The 16,018-nt window shown below is 58.7% G+C and carries 13 protein-coding genes and 2 tRNA genes; 9 read left to right on the forward strand and 6 right to left on the reverse strand.

The window, feature by feature from the left end:
• Positions 1-9: 9 nt before the first annotated feature.
• On the reverse strand, positions 10-285 hold the full coding sequence (locus L9059_RS09825) for a metal/formaldehyde-sensitive transcriptional repressor (protein ID WP_247290412.1): 276 nt from the start codon (positions 283-285) through the stop codon (positions 10-12).
• A 608-nt stretch (positions 286-893) separates the two neighbouring features.
• On the opposite strand from L9059_RS09825, the gene L9059_RS09830 reads away from it, so the two are divergent.
• Complete coding sequence (locus L9059_RS09830; RefSeq protein WP_247290414.1) at positions 894-1,910, forward strand: acyltransferase family protein; 1,017 nt, start codon at positions 894-896, stop codon at positions 1,908-1,910.
• 276 nt (positions 1,911-2,186) lie between these two features.
• Here the strand turns inward: L9059_RS09830 and L9059_RS09835 are convergent.
• From L9059_RS09835 to gacA, 5 genes are all read right to left on the reverse strand, one after another.
• Positions 2,187-2,260 (reverse strand) — tRNA-Cys (locus L9059_RS09835).
• A gap of 47 nt (positions 2,261-2,307) precedes the next feature.
• A tRNA-Gly gene (locus L9059_RS09840) sits at positions 2,308-2,383 on the reverse strand.
• Positions 2,384-2,446: 63 nt separating this feature from the next.
• Complete coding sequence (gene pgsA / locus L9059_RS09845) at positions 2,447-3,007, reverse strand: CDP-diacylglycerol--glycerol-3-phosphate 3-phosphatidyltransferase (RefSeq protein WP_247290416.1); 561 nt, start codon at positions 3,005-3,007, stop codon at positions 2,447-2,449.
• 32 nt (positions 3,008-3,039) lie between these two features.
• Positions 3,040-4,863 (reverse strand): excinuclease ABC subunit UvrC, encoded by a 1,824-nt coding sequence (gene uvrC / locus L9059_RS09850; RefSeq protein WP_247290418.1) that lies wholly within the window; start codon positions 4,861-4,863, stop codon positions 3,040-3,042.
• Position 4,864: 1 nt separating this feature from the next.
• Complete coding sequence (gene gacA, locus L9059_RS09855) at positions 4,865-5,506, reverse strand: response regulator transcription factor GacA (protein WP_082069126.1); 642 nt, start codon at positions 5,504-5,506, stop codon at positions 4,865-4,867.
• A 677-nt stretch (positions 5,507-6,183) separates the two neighbouring features.
• On the opposite strand from gacA, the gene L9059_RS09860 reads away from it, so the two are divergent.
• The 8 genes from L9059_RS09860 to L9059_RS09895 all read left to right on the forward strand — a co-directional run bounded on the left by L9059_RS09860 (position 6,184) and on the right by L9059_RS09895 (position 15,926).
• Positions 6,184-7,266 (forward strand): 3-deoxy-7-phosphoheptulonate synthase, encoded by a 1,083-nt coding sequence (locus L9059_RS09860; protein ID WP_247290420.1) that lies wholly within the window; start codon positions 6,184-6,186, stop codon positions 7,264-7,266.
• A gap of 163 nt (positions 7,267-7,429) precedes the next feature.
• On the forward strand, positions 7,430-8,311 hold the full coding sequence (locus L9059_RS09865; protein WP_247290421.1) for a lipase family alpha/beta hydrolase: 882 nt from the start codon (positions 7,430-7,432) through the stop codon (positions 8,309-8,311).
• A gap of 82 nt (positions 8,312-8,393) precedes the next feature.
• Positions 8,394-8,675: a peptidylprolyl isomerase gene (locus L9059_RS09870; RefSeq protein WP_247290424.1), complete on the forward strand. Its 282-nt coding sequence runs from the start codon at positions 8,394-8,396 to the stop codon at positions 8,673-8,675.
• Positions 8,676-8,811: 136 nt separating this feature from the next.
• Entirely contained in the window at positions 8,812-10,680 is a 1,869-nt protein-coding gene (locus L9059_RS09875; RefSeq protein WP_247290426.1) for an extracellular solute-binding protein, read from the forward strand.
• Positions 10,680-11,741, forward strand: coding sequence for a microcin C ABC transporter permease YejB (locus tag L9059_RS09880; protein WP_247290428.1), 1,062 nt, complete (start codon positions 10,680-10,682; stop codon positions 11,739-11,741). Before L9059_RS09875 ends, L9059_RS09880 begins: the two co-directional genes overlap by 1 nt.
• Positions 11,741-12,763 (forward strand): ABC transporter permease, encoded by a 1,023-nt coding sequence (locus tag L9059_RS09885; RefSeq protein WP_247290430.1) that lies wholly within the window; start codon positions 11,741-11,743, stop codon positions 12,761-12,763. Before L9059_RS09880 ends, L9059_RS09885 begins: the two co-directional genes overlap by 1 nt.
• Before the next feature lie 22 nt (positions 12,764-12,785).
• Positions 12,786-14,363, forward strand: coding sequence for an ABC transporter ATP-binding protein (locus tag L9059_RS09890; RefSeq protein ID WP_247290432.1), 1,578 nt, complete (start codon positions 12,786-12,788; stop codon positions 14,361-14,363).
• A gap of 147 nt (positions 14,364-14,510) precedes the next feature.
• A complete protein-coding gene (locus L9059_RS09895; protein WP_247290434.1) occupies positions 14,511-15,926 on the forward strand; it encodes a sigma-54 interaction domain-containing protein in 1,416 nt (471 codons plus the stop codon).
• Positions 15,927-16,018 lie beyond the last annotated feature (92 nt).

Here is a 16,018-nt window from a genome sequence, read left to right on the forward strand (position 1 = left end):
TGGATACGCTCACTTGGAGTAACGGCGGATCGCCTCAAGAAGTTCTTCGACGCCCTTGTTACGCTCTTCTTCGCTGAGTGCAGGGTTCGCCACATGCTCCCGCGCATGATCCTCAATGATTTCCTCCATCAAGCCGTTGATGGCTCCGCGGGTGGCGGCAACAAGGTGCAGTGTTTTGGCGCAATCAAGATCCGATCCCAATGCCCGCTCAATGGCCTGTATTTGTCCGGCGATGCGCTTCACGCGCTTGAGAAGATCGTCTTTGTTGGCTGCGATATGACCCATTGGATACCCCCTACCTATACCTATGCATAACGCATGATAGGCATACCCCCTACCCCTATACAAGCTCGCTGGACAGAGCCCTTATCTACAGCCCCTGGCAGCAGAGCATGGCGTCACTGTGAGGGGTGACGGGAGAGGAACGGCTCGTCCGACGTATAGTTGCTCTTATAAAACACCGATGGTGAACTATCAGCCACTAACTATCGGCGTACATATATTAGAGATTTTTTTGACGCCATAATTGAGTCAATAGCCCACTCGTCACAACGCCACAAACCGGCTTGCTCTTTCAAAGACCAATGCTAACGTATTACCAGTTGTGTAATTTTATTAAAAATCATCCAACCCCTGAATCCATCATCAGGCCTTATATTGATCCACAGCCATGGTAACTCCGTGCAATATAAATTTAGAGTGTTTTTTATAACACGGGTTTTCGAATGTTTCATGCCGCACCTATTAATGTTAGGTGTCTTTATATTATTAGCGTGCAGCAGCTATATCGCTTTCCCCTTCCCCTTCGATGCCACCTTCCGAGCCACACTGATAAGGATATCGCCATGAATTTCTCACTCCAGGCTCCCGCCGACAAGCTGGAAAGCGTTCAAATGCTGCGCGCCATCGCAGCACTCGCCGTGGTGTTTTTTCATATACCATTGTTCCGCAATGGCGACTGGGGTGTAGATATTTTTTTCGTTATCAGCGGCTTCATCATGGCCATGGTCACCGCTCAATCAGGTGGCCACTTTTTTACCAAACGAGTTATTCGTGTCGTTCCGCTGTATTGGCTCGGCACCCTTGGTGTTTTCGCCGTTGCGCTACTGTTGCCGAGTCTGTTGGACAACACTACGGCAGATGTGTCAGGGCTGCTAAAATCGCTATTCTTCATTCCATACCAGAAAGGCGAGTTTGTTCAGCCCTTGCTGTACTTGGGCTGGACTCTGAACTTTGAAATGTTCTTCTATGCCTTGTTCGCCATCTCCATGACCATCAGCCACCGTCACCGCCTGCTGATTTGTTCGAGCCTGCTCTTGGCCCTAGTACTGGCGGGACACCTGGTGACGTTCGACGCGCTATTGGCCAAATTCTATACCCAACAGATTCTCGCCGAATTCGTCTTGGGCATGGGCTGCTATGCCGTATACGCACGCACGGCTGTGTGGCGCGCCTACGGCCCCCGCAACGGTGCGCGCGTTATCTTGATACTGATCGGCCTGGCTGCTCTGCTTTACATGCCGTTTTCCGCTCATTTGACGGAGTCCCTGGGACGTGGACTGGCCTGGGGCCTACCGGCAGCAGTTATATTCCTGGCAGTGGTGCATGGGTTGTCGGGAGTCCATTTGCCTGGATGGGTGGTTTTGATCGGCGATGCCAGTTACTCCCTCTACTTGTTTCACCCGTACGTGTTGAAGGTCTTCAATAAGGTATTCCATGTTTTCGACGCACCCGGCGCCCTCGCCTATCTGATGACCCCCGTGAGCATTATCCTGTGCTGCATCGTGGCAATCGGTATTTACCGCCTGGTGGAACTTCCAATGACCCATTGGCTACGAGCCATTTTCATCGACAGGAGAAAGCTGCCCAACCGGCCGCAGATCTTGCCCGCGGGAGGCGGCGAGTCATAAAACACTGCAGTCGCAGGACGGCTTTGCCCGCTTGCACGGAGCACTGCGCCGGAGAGGAATTTCATGCGCTGTTACAACAACGAACACCGGCACAGTCGAAATCGCTTCATCATGCCGGCTGAGCCGCATTGACTGGACTATCAGTTCCTGCGCGGTGACATTAGCGGTACAAACTAGCTAAATAGAAAAAGCCGGCACGGTGGTCGGGACCAACACCACACTTTCCCGAAACCAAAAAAAAACCCGCAACTCAGTGAGTTACGGGTTTTTTAATAGTGGAGGCCGAGGTCGGAATCGAACCGGCGTAGGTGGATTTGCAATCCACTGCATAACCATTTTGCTACTCGGCCTCAAAACATTCGGTGTCGTGTAGCGCAACATCAAATGTGTACAAACTTGGAGCGGGAAACGAGACTCGAACTCGCGACCCCGACCTTGGCAAGGTCGTGCTCTACCAACTGAGCTATTCCCGCGTCTTGGTGTGGCGCATTCTATAGAATCCAGAAGCCCCGTCAACCCCTTGATTCAAAAAAGTTTTATTTCTTTTCAACCTCAGTCTTCAGATGCGGCCAGGCAGCCCGCAGGTACTGGACCATCGACCACAATGTGAGGCCAGCAGATATCAGCAACAGCGCATAACCCACCAGCACCCAGAAGGTGAAATCCGATGGGTTGGCCAGCAAGATCACCAGCGCAAGCATTTGCGCGGCGGTTTTCCATTTGCCCAGGCTCGACACCGCCACATGAGCACGGGCGCCGAGTTCGGCCATCCACTCGCGCAATGCCGAAACGACAATTTCTCGACCGATGATCACGGCAGCCGGCAGCGTGAGCCACAGATTGCCATGCTCCTGCACCAGCAGCACCAGCGCCACAGCAACCATCAGCTTGTCGGCCACAGGATCGAGAAACGCCCCGAAAGGTGTGCTTTGCTCCAGACGGCGGGCCAGATATCCGTCCAGCCAGTCCGTCGCGGCGGCAAATGCGAAGACCGACGCGGAGGCCATATAGCTCCACTGGTAAGGCAGGTAGAACAGCAAAATAAAGATCGGGATGAGCAGGACGCGTAAAACGGTAATCAGATTAGGGATATTCATCGGCACAACTGGCTACGAGGTGAGGTGGCATTCTACTCGCTGTGCAGATTTGCATAAATCAACTCTGCGAGCTTTTTACTGATTCCTGGTGCTTTGGCTATCTCTTCGATGCTTGCACGAGACAGCTCCTGCAATCCACCAAAATGTTTCAACAAATCACGACGACGGGTTGGCCCGACACCGGCTACGCCTTCCAGCGTAGACGTTCGACGGGTTTTACCACGGCGGGCACGGTGACCGGTAATGGCAAACCTGTGTGCTTCGTCGCGGATCTGCTGGATCAGGTGCAAGGCGGGGGAATCGCCACGCAGGGTGAATTCGTGGGCAGCGTCATTGAGGTACAGGGTTTCAAAACCTGCCTTGCGGGTTGCGCCCTTGGCCACGCCCAGCAGAATGAGGTCGGGTACCGCCAGCTCATTGAGCACGTCGCGGGCCATGGAGAGCTGGCCCTTGCCGCCGTCCACCAGAAGGATATCCGGCAGTTTGCCCTCCCCGTCCTTCAGCTTGCTGAAGCGCCGGGTGAGGGCTTGGTGCATCGCCGCATAGTCATCGCCCGCAGTAACACCTTCGATGTTGTAACGTCGGTAGTCGGCCTTGATCGGCCCCTCGGGACCGAACACCACGCACGACGCAACAGTCGCTTCGCCGCTGGAATGACTGATGTCGTAGCATTCCAGGCGCTGGGGCGGCTCGTCGAGGTTCAACACTTCTGCCAAAGCATCGAAACGTGCCGCAACATGTTGCCGGTTGGCCAGGCGTGCGCCCAGGGCCTGTTCGGCGTTGGTTACCGCCAATTGCTGCCAGCGTGCACGGGTACCACGCACCCTGTGACTGATGGACAACTCACGACCGCGCAGCTCTTCAATGGCCGCGATCAACGTCGGGAAGTCTTCGTGAACCACGTTGACGATCAACTCGCTGGGCAAGTCGCGCTCGGGGCTGCTGATGAAATAGTGACCGAGAAAAGCCGCCATGACCTCTGAAACGTCTTCGTCGATACCCACCTGCGGAAAGAAATTCTTGCTGCCCAGGACCCGGCCTCCGCGCACGCTGATCAGGTGCACGCAAGCACCGCCGGGGTTAACGAACGCTGCGATGACGTCCACGTCGCCGGTTCCGCCTTCCATGCTCTGCTGATCCTGCACCCGGCGCAGCAGGGAGATCTGGTCGCGCAACTCAGCCGCGCGTTCAAACTCGAGATTGATCGCGGCTTCTTCCATGCCTGCGGACAATTCATCGGTCAGCGCATTGCTGCGCCCTTCCAGGAACATTACCGAGTGCCTGACATCTTCGGCATACACTTCGGGCTCCACCAGGCCCACGCACGGCGCTTTGCAACGCTTGATCTGGTATTGCAGGCACGGTCGCGTGCGGTTCTTGTAGTAGCTGTCCTCACACTGGCGGACGAAAAAAGTCTTCTGCAGCAAACTCAGGCTTTCGCGAATGGCCCCCGCACTGGGATAAGGACCGAAATATTTACCCTTGGCCTTTTTCGCGCCGCGATGAATGCTGAGCCTCGGGAACTGGCCATCCGAAAGAAACACATACGGATAGGACTTATCGTCGCGCATCAGGATGTTGTAGGGTGGACGCCATTCCTTGATCAACGTCTGCTCGAGCAACAGCGCCTCGGTTTCATTGGCCGTGATGGTCGTCTCAACTTGGGCGATACGTGCCACCAGCGCGGCAGTCTTCGGCGCGAGCCCAGACTTGCGGAAGTAGCTCGACAGCCGACTCTTGAGGTTCTTGGCCTTGCCGACGTAGAGCAGGCGCGCATCGCTGTCGAACATGCGATACACACCGGGGCGCCCACTGACCGTGGACAGAAAAGCGCTGGGATCGAAAATTTCAGTCATTTCAGAGACTGGCATCGACCATGCCGTGACGTACCGCCAACAGCGTCAACTCGACGTCACTACTGATCGAGAGCTTTTCGAAAATGCGGTATCGGTAGGTGTTGACGGTTTTTGGTGACAGGCACAATTTATCGGAAATGATCTGCACCTTCTGGCAACCGACAATCATTAGCGCAATCTGGATTTCCCGCTCGGACAATGCGTCGAACGGTGAATCGCTGGTTGGCTGGAAGGACTTGATCGCCAGTTGCTGGGCGATTTGCGGGCTGATGTAGCGCTGCCCGGCAAACACCAGGCGTATGGCCTGGACCATTTCCGGCAGTCCGGCGCCCTTGGTCAGATACCCCGCCGCCCCGGCCTGCAATAGCCTGGTAGGAAACGGATCTTCTTCGCACACGGTCACCGCGACCACCTTGATGTCAGGATGACTGCGCAACAACTTGCGCGTGGCTTCAAGGCCACCGATGCCTGGCATCTTCACGTCCATGAGGACCACATCGGGTTTCAACTCGCGCGCCTTGAGCAGAGACTCTTCCCCTGACTCGGCCTGGCCGACTACTTGCAGGCCATCGATGTCAGCCAGCATTCGTGTAATGCCTGTACGAACGAGATCATGGTCATCGACTACTAGCACCCTAATCAAGCAGACACCTCACGCAATGGTCTTGTTGGTTGCCGGACACCTTAGCAAAAAGCGACTGCCAGACCTAGCGCCAAGCGCCAACTAAAAAGTTTCAATACGTCTTGCGAAGCTTGTCGCCTGCGCGCTTCAGCGAATACTGCGGTCACGGACAATTTCTGATTGAATCCGCCGGGCAGCCTCTAGTAAGCTCCACGCATCCATCGGAGACAGACAATGTTCAATGCCCTTTCACAGCTTCGTACCGCCAGCGCCCCGCGCTCGGTTGCGGCTGCCCGGGTCAATGACGTCTGTGCGCCGGTCAGCTTTTATTTTGGGTATTGGTTTAGCCACTGGCGCGCCTGATACCCACACGGCGCCCACTTAAACGGGTCGCCACCAGAGATTTCTCAACCCCCGGTCGGCCTCCCGACCGGGGGTTTTGTTTTTTTGGCTCCACATATTTTTAGCGTCACAACAGACACCTTGAGGATTACGCAATGAACTACGCCACTTATTACCGTTACGACACTTTTACCGCCTGGCGATTTACCAGCCTCCGCTCGGGACAGCCTGCCGCCTCCGATCGGTCACCCACAGGTGGCAAGCACACACACGCAGCCAATCCGGCCAATTGTCGAACACCCCAGTAGGGCCGAGCGCGCGGGAACGAACCCGCCACTCGCCCAGGAAACCTGAATATGAACTCGTCCGTCTCCGCTCTGCCGCTGTCCCCCCTGAGCCCTGCCAACGAAGCGCTGACCCTGCGCCTGCCCAGCTCGTTGCAACTCAAGCAGCAATTGCCCCTCAGCACCGCCCTGACCCAGCAAGTTGCCGCCCACCGCGATGCCGTCCGCGCGATCCTCAACGGTGAAGACTCCCGTTTGTTGGTGATCGTCGGCCCCTGCTCGATTCATGACCCACAGGCCGCCCTCGAATACGCCGCCCACCTTGCACGCATGGCCGCTGACGTCAGCGACGAAATGCTGCTGGTGATGCGCGCCTACGTTGAAAAACCGCGCACCACCGTTGGCTGGAAAGGCCTGGCCTACGATCCCAAACTGGATGGCAGCGATGACATGGCTGGCGGCCTCACGCTGTCGCGGGAGTTGATGCGCGAAATGCTGCGACTCGGTTTGCCGATCGCCACCGAGCTATTGCAACCCATGGCGGCAGGTTACTTCGATGACCTGTTAAGTTGGGTGGCCATTGGCGCACGCACCACCGAGTCGCAGATTCACCGGGAAATGGCCAGCGGCCTGGGCATGCCGGTCGGGTTCAAGAACGGCACCGATGGCGGCGTCGGCGTTGCCAGCGACGCGATGCGCTCGGCCGCCCACCCACACCGTCACTTCGGCGTCGACAGCCAGGGGCACCCGGCAATCATCCAGACCCCGGGCAACCCGGATACCCATCTGGTATTGCGTGGCGGTCATCGCGGCCCGAACTACGATCGAGCCAGTGTGGCCCAGGTAAACAGCGACCTGAACCGCCTGAAGATCCCGGCCCGGGTCATGGTCGACTGCAGCCACGCCAACAGCGGCAAGGATCCACTGCGGCAACCGGCGGTATTCAATGAAGTGCTCGAACAACGCCTGCAAGGTGATCGTTCGCTGATTGGGATGATGATCGAAAGCCATCTGCTTGAAGGCTGCCAGCCACTGGGCTCGGCCCTGCGTTATGGCGTGTCGGTCACGGACGGGTGCCTGGGCTGGAACGCGACCGAGCAATTGCTGCGCGAAGCGGTGCAGCGCCTCAGGGCTCGGCGTGACATTGCGATATAAGAAACGGGGGCATGTTTACTGACGCCCCCGCAATTTTTCTCACCTCGCCAAATCCTTTTTCCGCAACAGAGCGCGGCCTTTTCAGACAGCTCGCCTCGCAGCAGTGCATTAGAGTGGGCCGCAGGACACGTCCCGACACTCGCGTAACAAAAGGAATCCACACATGCAACGGAATGCACAGACCCACTACCCGATCCTGCTGGTCCACGGGCTTTTCGGCTTTGATAAAATCGGCCCGTTCGAACACTTCCACGACATTCGGCCCGCACTCTTGGGCGCGGGCGCCAGGGTGTTTGTCCCGCACCTGTCTGCCAGCCACAGCAACGAAGCCCGAGGTGAACAGTTGCTGGCGCAAATTCAAAGGGTGCTCGACGGCACCGGGGTGAAAAAGGTCAATCTCATCGGCCACAGCCAGGGCGCACTGGCCGCGCGCTACGCCGCCGCAGTGAACCCTCGGGTGGTTGCGTCGGTCACCTCCGTCAGTGGTCCCAATCACGGCTCAGAACTGGCGGATTGCCTGCGCAACGCGCTCACGCCCGGGCGCCTGCCGGAGCAGGTGGCCGAGACTATCGCGAGCTTGTTTGCCGACTTCCTCTCTGTGCTCAGTGGCAAACCCGAAATGCCACAGAACGCCGTCGCGGCGCTAAACGCACTGACTACCGAGGGCGTTGCTGCGTTTAACCGCAAGTACCCCCAAGGTTTGCCCGATACCTGGGGCGGGATGGGCCGCGAAGTCGTTGCAGGGGTTCGCTACTTTTCCTGGAGCGGCACCGTGCAGGGCAACCTGATCGAAGCCGGGCGCAATGCGCTGGACCCGCTGCACATCTTTTCCCGGGCCCTCTCCCGCTACTTCACCAAGGAAATCGATCAGAACGACGGCATGGTCGGTCGCTACAGCTCTCACCTGGGTAAAGTGATACGTTCCGACTACCCGATGGATCACCTGTATGCCATTAACCAGACCGCAGGACGCGTGAGCAAAGGCGTCGACCCCGTCGAGTTGTATGTGCAGCATGCACAACGGCTGCGCAAGGCCGGCGTGTAGGACCGATTGAACTTTGAGAAGAAATGGGCCACTGAATCCGGTAGGCTCACCACTTTACTGAACATTGATTGGAGTTTTACCCATGCCTAAAGCCACTGCCCGTCACATCCTCGTTGCCAGCGAAGCCAAGTGCAACGAACTGAAAACCCAGATCGAGGGCGGCGCAGACTTCGCCGAAGTCGCCAAATCCAATTCCACTTGCCCTTCCAGCCGCCAGGGCGGCGACCTCGGTTCGTTCGGCCCGGGCCAGATGGTCAAGGAGTTCGACACCGTAGTATTCAGCGCACCGATCAACGTGGTGCAAGGTCCGGTCAAGACCCAGTTTGGCTACCACCTGCTGGAAGTGACCAGCCGCCAGGACTGATCAGTCCGCGCAGCTTGTACGACGACGGCCCGCCCTTTGGTGGGCCGTTGTGTTTGGGACGATTAATTCGGCTGGCGAGGGATGCGCCGCTAGCGTACAAATTACGGTTATCGACCACCCGCTTCTAAGGCTGACAATGCGACTGGCTTTCCCTACTGTGTTATTCACTGCCATGGCCCTGTTGATCGGCGGCGCTGGTGTGAATGCAGCACCGCAACATGCGCTGACCGTGTACGGTGAACCGGCCAAGTATCCCTCCAGTTTCAGTCATTTTGCCTACACTAACCCACTCGCTCCAAAGGGCGGCACCCTGCGACGTTCGGCGATCGAGATCGGCCACTTCGACCACATACTTCCGTACATCGACAAGGGCATCGGCGTCTCGCAGATCGACGGCATGCTCTACTCTCCCCTCGCGCAGCGTTCGATGGACGAGCCCTATACCGTGTATGGCCTGGTAGCGCAGCAGATGGAACGCTCCGATGACGGGTTGTCCCTGCGTTTCTACCTGAACCCCAAAGCACGCTTCGCCGATGGCACACCCATCACTGCTGCAGACGTGCGCTACACCTTTGACCTGCTGATGACCCAAGGCAGCCTGCGTTACCGCACCCAGTTTGCCGACGTCAAAGGGGTCGAGATCGAATCGCCGCTGACGGTTCGGTTCGATTTCAAGAACAACGAGAACCGCACCCTGCCCTTGGACATCGCCACCCTGCCGGTGCTGCCCGAGCACTGGTGGAAGACTCGGGACTTCGCCGGTGGCGGCGGTTACGAGCCCCCGCTGGGTAGCGGCCCCTACAGGGTCGGCAAAGTCGACTCCGGACGCAGCATCACTTTCGAGCGCAACCCCGGCTGGTGGGGCAAGGACTTGCCGGTAAGTCGCGGCCTGTACAATTTCGACCATTTCAGCATTGAGTATTTTGGTGATACCGACGTGGCCCGACAGGTGTTGCGCGGCGGCGCCTATGACTACAACCGCGAGTTTTCCGCCACTGGTTACTCCATCGGCTATGACAGCCCCGCCCTGCGTGACGGCCGCTTGCAAAAAGCCCACCTGGCCACCCAGGCTCCACAGCCGAGCCAGGGTTTCGTGTTCAATCTGCAAAACCCGATGTTTCAGGATCGGCGCACGCGCCAGGCGCTGGCCATGCTCTGGGATTTCGAATGGAGCAACCGGCAGATGATGCGCAACCTGTACATCCGCCAGCAGAGCTTCTTCTCCAACACCGAGCTAGCCGCGCGGCTTCTGCCCGATGCCGCAGAACTGGCGATACTCCAACCGCTACGCGGGCAGATACCCGACGAAGTGTTCAGCCAGGTGTTCGAAGCCCCGAAAACCGATGGCAGCGGGGTGATTCGCGACAAACAGCTGCAGGCCCTGGACCTGCTTGAACAGGCCGGCTGGAAACCCGAGGGCGATCAACTGGTGAACGCCGAAGGCAAGCCGCTGAGCTTCACCTTCCTTGTTAGTCAGAACGGCATGGACCGTTTGCTGCTGCCTTACAAGCGCACGCTGAAACAGATCGGCATCGACCTAAACATCCGTCGCATTGATGCCTCCCAATACGTCAACCGCCTCATGAGCCGCGATTACGACATGATCGTCACCGGCTACCCGGTCACTACTTCACCCGGCGGCGAGCTGCTCAACTATTTCGGCTCGGCTTCGGCCAACGACCCGGGTGCCAATAACTACATGGTGCTGAAGAACCCGGCGGTGGACACCCTGATCAACGGCCTGATCCGCGCCTCGACCCAGACCGACATGCTGCGCTATGCCCATGCCCTGGACCGGGTGCTGCAGTGGAACTACTACTGGATCCCCAACTATTACCCGCCGGGCACGTCCACCGTCTGGTGGAATCGTTTCGGCATGCCCAACGAGCAGGCCAGCAATGACGAAGCGATCGAAAGCTGGTGGGAAATGAGCACCACGCCCCTGACCAACCAACAGATGACCGCCGAGCGCATCAGCCGCAGCAAACCCGGAGGGCCGCACTGATGTGGGCTTACACGTTACGGCGGTTGCTGCTGATCATTCCAACGCTGGTGATTATTCTGCTGGTCAACTTCGTCATCGTTCAGGCAGCACCTGGCGGCCCGGTAGAACAAGCTATCGCGCAGCTGCAAGGCATCGGCGGTGGGAGTGTCGGCGGCGGTTCCGGAGAGGCACCGTCAGTTACTTCGCGGGCCAGTCGCGGGCTTGATCCGCAATTGATCAAGGAGATCGAAAAACAGTACGGTTTCGACAAACCGGCCCATGAGCGGCTGTGGCTGATGCTCACCAGCTATGCGCGCCTGGACTTTGGCAAGAGCTTTTTCCGCGGTGCCACGGTCACCGACCTGATCTTGGAAAAGATGCCGGTTACCATTTCCCTGGGCCTATGGGCCACGCTGATCACCTACCTGGTGTCGATCCCACTGGGCATTCGCAAAGCGGTGCACCATGGCAGCCATTTCGACATCTGGAGCAGCACCGCGATCATCATCGGCTATGCAATGCCGGCGTTCCTGTTCGCCATGTTCCTGATCGTCATGTTCGCCGGTGGCACCTCACTGAATTGGTTTCCGGTGCGCGGCCTGGTCTCGGACAACTTCCAATCGCTGTCCACCATGGGCAAGATCGCCGACTACTTCTGGCATCTGGTGCTACCGGTGACGGCTCTGGTCATTGGCGGATTCGCCACCCTGACCATCCTGACCAAGAACTCCTTTCTCAACGAAATCACCCGCCAATACGTGGTCACGGCCCGCGCTAAGGGCATGAGCGAGCGCCGAGTGCTGTACGGCCATGTGTTTCGCAACGCCATGCTGCTGGTGGTCTCGGGCATTCCCCAGGCGTTCATCAGCGTGTTCTTCGCCGGCTCGCTGCTGATCGAGGTGATTTTCTCTCTAGACGGTCTAGGCCGCATGAGTTACGAAGCCGCCGTTTCGCGGGACTATCCGGTGGTCTTCGGCTCACTGTTCATCTTTACCCTGTTCGGCCTGCTGATAAAGCTGATCGGCGACCTGTGCTACACCCTGGTCGACCCGCGCATCGACTTCGCCGCGAGGAACGCCTGATGTTCAAGCTCTCGCCGCTAGGTCGTCGCCGCTTCGAACGTTTTCGCAAGAATCGTCGCGGCTGGTGGTCCTTATGGCTGTTCATTGGCCTGTTCCTGCTGACCCTGGGGGGCGAACTGATCGCCAATGACAGGCCGCTGCTGGTGAGTTACCAGGGCGAACTGTATTTCCCGGCTTTCAAGCGGCATACCGAGCAGGAGTTCGGCGGACAGCTGCCCTTCCAGGCGGATTACCGCAGCGAGTATGTGCAGAAGCTGATCGAGAAAGACGGCGGCTGGATGCTGTTCCCGCCCATCCCTTTCAGCGCTGACACGCCCAATTACGAGCTGAGCAAACCCGCCCCCAGCCCTCCTTCGAGCGTGAACTGGCTGGGCACTGACGACCAGGCTCGCGATGTGCTGGCACGGGTGATTTTCGGCGCACGGGTGTCAATTCTGTTCGCCCTGATGTTGACCGTGGTCAGCGCGCTCATCGGCGTTGCCGCCGGCGCCTTGCAGGGCTATTACGGTGGCTGGGTGGACTTGATCGGCCAACGCTTGCTGGAGGTGTGGTCCGGGTTGCCGGTACTGTACCTGCTGATCATTCTCTCGGGTTTCGTCGAGCCGAATTTCTGGTGGCTGCTGGGGATCATGGCGCTGTTCTCCTGGCTGGCCCTGGTGGACGTGGTGCGTGCCGAGTTCCTGCGGGGGCGTAACCTGGAGTACGTCAAGGCTGCGCGAGCACTGGGGCTGACTGATCGAAAGGTCATCGTGCGACACATCCTCCCCAACGCCATGAATGCGACACTGAGCTACCTGCCCTTTATTCTGACCGGCGCGATTTCAACACTCACGGCCCTGGACTTCCTCGGTTTCGGCATGCCCGCCGGTAGTGCGTCCCTGGGTGAACTGATCGGCCAGGGCAAGCAGAACCTGCAGGCACCCTGGCTCGGGTTAACGGCATTTTTCACCCTGGCGCTGATTCTTTCCCTGTTGGTGTTTATCGGCGAGGCACTGCGCGATGCATTTGATCCCCGGTCCTGATCCACGATCCTGAGAAGCGAATATGAGTAACCTGATCGAAATCCGTGACCTCAGTGTCGCCTTCAGCGGGCAGGCCGTGGTGCGTAACCTGTCCCTGGACATCCGCCCCGGCGAATGCCTGGCACTGGTGGGCGAGTCCGGCTGCGGCAAATCGGTGACCGCGCACTCCATCCTGCAACTGCTGCCAGAGACCGGCACCGAGACCAGCGGCAGTATCCGTTATCACGGCAAGGAGTTGCTCGGCGCCGACCCCAGGGTGCTGCGCGAATTACGCGGCAACCGGATCGCGATGATCTTCCAGGAGCCGATGACTTCGCTCAACCCCCTGCACAGTATCGAGAAGCAGATCGGCGAAACGCTCCTGCTGCACAAGGGCCTGACCGGCAAACCGGCTCAGGCACGCATCCTTGAGTTGCTGCAACTGGTGGGCATTCAAAAACCCGGGGAGCGGCTCAAGTCCTACCCGCACCAGCTGTCTGGTGGTCAACGGCAGCGGGTGATGATCGCCATGGCCCTGGCCTGCGAACCGCAGTTACTGATCGCTGACGAACCCACCACGGCGCTCGATGTCACGGTACAGCGCAAGATCCTGCTGCTGCTCAAATCCCTGCAGCAGCGACTGGGCATGTCCTTGCTGCTGATCAGCCACGATTTGAACCTGGTGCGCAGCATCGCCCAGCGCGTATGTGTCATGAAGGCCGGGGAGATCGTTGAACAGGCGCCCTGCGAGACCCTCTTCACTGAGCCGAAACACCCTTACAGCTGCGAGCTGCTGAACGCCGAGCCGGAGGGCGAAGCATTGCCCCGGGATGAGCGCGAGAATGTGCTGGAAGTTGATGGCCTGAGCGTGAAGTTTGTGCTGGCCGGCGGGCTTTTCCAGCGAAAGACCTATCTGCACGCCGTCGATGGCATCAGCCTGAACATCCAGCGCGGCAAGACCTTGGGCATTGTCGGCGAGTCGGGCTCGGGCAAGTCGACATTGGGTCAGGCGATCCTGCGCCTGCTCGAGTCCGAAGGCAGCATTCGCTTTCAGGGCGAGGCGCTGGACGGCCTCACGCAAAAACAGATGCGCCCGTGGCGCAAGAAAATGCAGGTGGTGTTCCAGGACCCCTTCGGTAGCCTGAGCCCACGAATGTCGGTGGCACAGATCATCAGCGAAGGTCTCGAAGTGCACAGCCAACTGACCCCTGATGAATGCAAGGCCGAGGTGATCCGGGCGCTGGAAGAAGTCGGCCTTGACCCGCAAAGCCGCCATCGTTATCCCCATGAATTCTCTGGTGGCCAGCGCCAACGCATCGCTATTGCCCGGGCACTGGTGCTGAAACCGGCGCTGATCCTGCTGGACGAACCGACCTCGGCACTGGATCGCACCGTACAAAAACAAGTGGTCGTCCTGCTGCGTCAGCTCCAGGAAAAACATGGCTTGACGTACATGTTCATCAGCCATGACCTGGCCGTAGTACGCGCGCTGGCGCACGATATGATCGTGATTAAGGACGGCAAGGTGGTCGAACGTGGGGCGAGCCATGAGGTGTTCGATTCGCCACAACATCCTTATACCAAGGAGTTGTTGGCTGCGGCGCTGCTTGGGGCCACATGAATGGGTGCATGCCTTGAGACTGAGCCGCAGCCATCGCGGGCAAGCTCGCTCCCACAAGAGACCTGTTTCGCCAACGAATTCCCTGTGGAAGCGGGCTTGCTCGCGAAGAGGCCTGAACAGCCACCGCATATTCTGGATTAGAACCCCATGAACTCCACCGAAAGCCTCAAGGACTACCAGCGCGTGCGCCTGCTGGCGATCCGTTCGCTGTTCGAAATCATCGAGCAGTCGAGCGAAGGCACGGTCATCGTCGACCGCGATGCCAACATCGTCTGGATGAACGAGCGCTACGCCCGACGGTTTGGCCTGGATTCGGCTGAAGTGGCGATCGGCAAGCCGTGCGAAAGCGTGATCCCTGGCAGCCTGCTGCGTGAAGTGGTGCGCACCGGCCGGCCGATTCTGCTCGACATGCAGGACACCCCCAAGGAGCCGCTGGTGGTTATGCGCCTGCCGATCCATGACGACACCGGCGTGGTGATCGGCGCCATCGGCTTTGCGCTGTTCGACGAATTACGCAGCCTTTCGCCGATGCTCAAACGCTACATGAGCATGCAGGAGGAACTCGCCTCGACGCGCTCGCTGCTGCGGGCACGCCAAAGCAAATACAACTTTGCCCACTTCATCGGTACCAGCACCGCGACCCTCGAGGTCAAACGCCGCGCCCGTCGCGGTGCCAGCGCCGATTCCCCAGTGCTATTGCTCGGCGAAACCGGCACCGGCAAGGAATTGCTCGCCCAGGCGATCCACGGCGCATCACCCCGGGCGCACAAAGCCTTCGTCAGTATCAACAGCGCGGCCATCCCCGAAGCATTGCTGGAAGCCGAATTCTTTGGCACCGCACCGGGTGCGTTCACTGGCGCGGATCGCAAGGGCCGCCTCGGCAAGTTGCAGCTGGCTCAAGGAGGCACGCTGTTCCTCGATGAGATAGGTGATATGCCGCTGCCCTTGCAGAGCAAATTGCTGCGGGTGCTTCAGGAGAAGGAATTCGAGCCAGTAGGCTCCAACGAAATGATCCAGAGCGACGTTCGCGTCATCGCCGCGACCTCAACTGACCTGGAAGCGGCGATCAAGCGCGGCGAGTTTCGTGCAGACCTGTATTACCGCCTCAATGTCCTGCCGATCCATGTGCCACCCCTGCGTGATCGACTCGACGACCTGCCAGCGCTCAGCGAGGCGATCCTGGAGGAGCTGCGCAGCCAGCATGAACTCAACCACGAGGCGCTGGGGCTATTGGCGCAACACGCCTGGCCGGGGAATATTCGTGAACTGCGCAATGTGCTGGAGCGTGCGGCATTGCTCAGTGATGATTTGATCCTCGACGCGCAGCAGATACGCGCGGCGATCGGTACGTTTACGCCCGTGGCGCGCACGGCGCAGCGGGTGATCGAGTCGGTTGCGCATGAAACGTTCAGTGAGGCGCGCGAACGGTTTGACCGACAACTGATTGAATCGGCCCTCGCGCAATGTGCTGGCAAGGTGACTGCAGCGGCGGCGAGATTGGGATTGGGGCGGTCGACGCTGTACAAGAAGATGGTGGCTTTAGGTATTGCAGAGTCCAAATAAAGAGACTTTTGTCTCTATAGGGAGACAACCGCATTTCAGCGCTGCAGGCTGCTTCCTACACTTCATCTCCTTGACAATCTGCGCAGCGCTGA

The sequence above is a fragment of the Pseudomonas violetae genome (assembly GCF_023072615.1).
GTDB lineage: Bacteria > Pseudomonadota > Gammaproteobacteria > Pseudomonadales > Pseudomonadaceae > Aquipseudomonas > Aquipseudomonas violetae.

Bases quoted from the DNA above. Each gene is read 5' to 3' on its own strand.
- L9059_RS09865 (WP_247290421.1), top strand. From the start codon at position 7,430: ATGCAACGGAATGCACAGACCCACTACCCGATCCTGCTGGTCCACGGG.
- L9059_RS09895 (WP_247290434.1), top strand. From the start codon at position 14,511: ATGAACTCCACCGAAAGCCTCAAGGACTACCAGCGCGTGCGCCTGCTG.
- L9059_RS09875 (WP_247290426.1), top strand. From the start codon at position 8,812: ATGCGACTGGCTTTCCCTACTGTGTTATTCACTGCCATGGCCCTGTTG.
- L9059_RS09830 (WP_247290414.1), top strand. From the start codon at position 894: ATGCTGCGCGCCATCGCAGCACTCGCCGTGGTGTTTTTTCATATACCA.
- L9059_RS09825 (WP_247290412.1), bottom strand. From the start codon at position 285: ATGGGTCATATCGCAGCCAACAAAGACGATCTTCTCAAGCGCGTGAAG.
- uvrC (WP_247290418.1), bottom strand. From the start codon at position 4,863: ATGACTGAAATTTTCGATCCCAGCGCTTTTCTGTCCACGGTCAGTGGG.
- L9059_RS09860 (WP_247290420.1), top strand. From the start codon at position 6,184: ATGAACTCGTCCGTCTCCGCTCTGCCGCTGTCCCCCCTGAGCCCTGCC.
- pgsA (WP_247290416.1), bottom strand. From the start codon at position 3,007: ATGAATATCCCTAATCTGATTACCGTTTTACGCGTCCTGCTCATCCCG.
- L9059_RS09885 (WP_247290430.1), top strand. From the start codon at position 11,741: ATGTTCAAGCTCTCGCCGCTAGGTCGTCGCCGCTTCGAACGTTTTCGC.
- L9059_RS09890 (WP_247290432.1), top strand. From the start codon at position 12,786: ATGAGTAACCTGATCGAAATCCGTGACCTCAGTGTCGCCTTCAGCGGG.
- L9059_RS09870 (WP_247290424.1), top strand. From the start codon at position 8,394: ATGCCTAAAGCCACTGCCCGTCACATCCTCGTTGCCAGCGAAGCCAAG.
- L9059_RS09880 (WP_247290428.1), top strand. From the start codon at position 10,680: ATGTGGGCTTACACGTTACGGCGGTTGCTGCTGATCATTCCAACGCTG.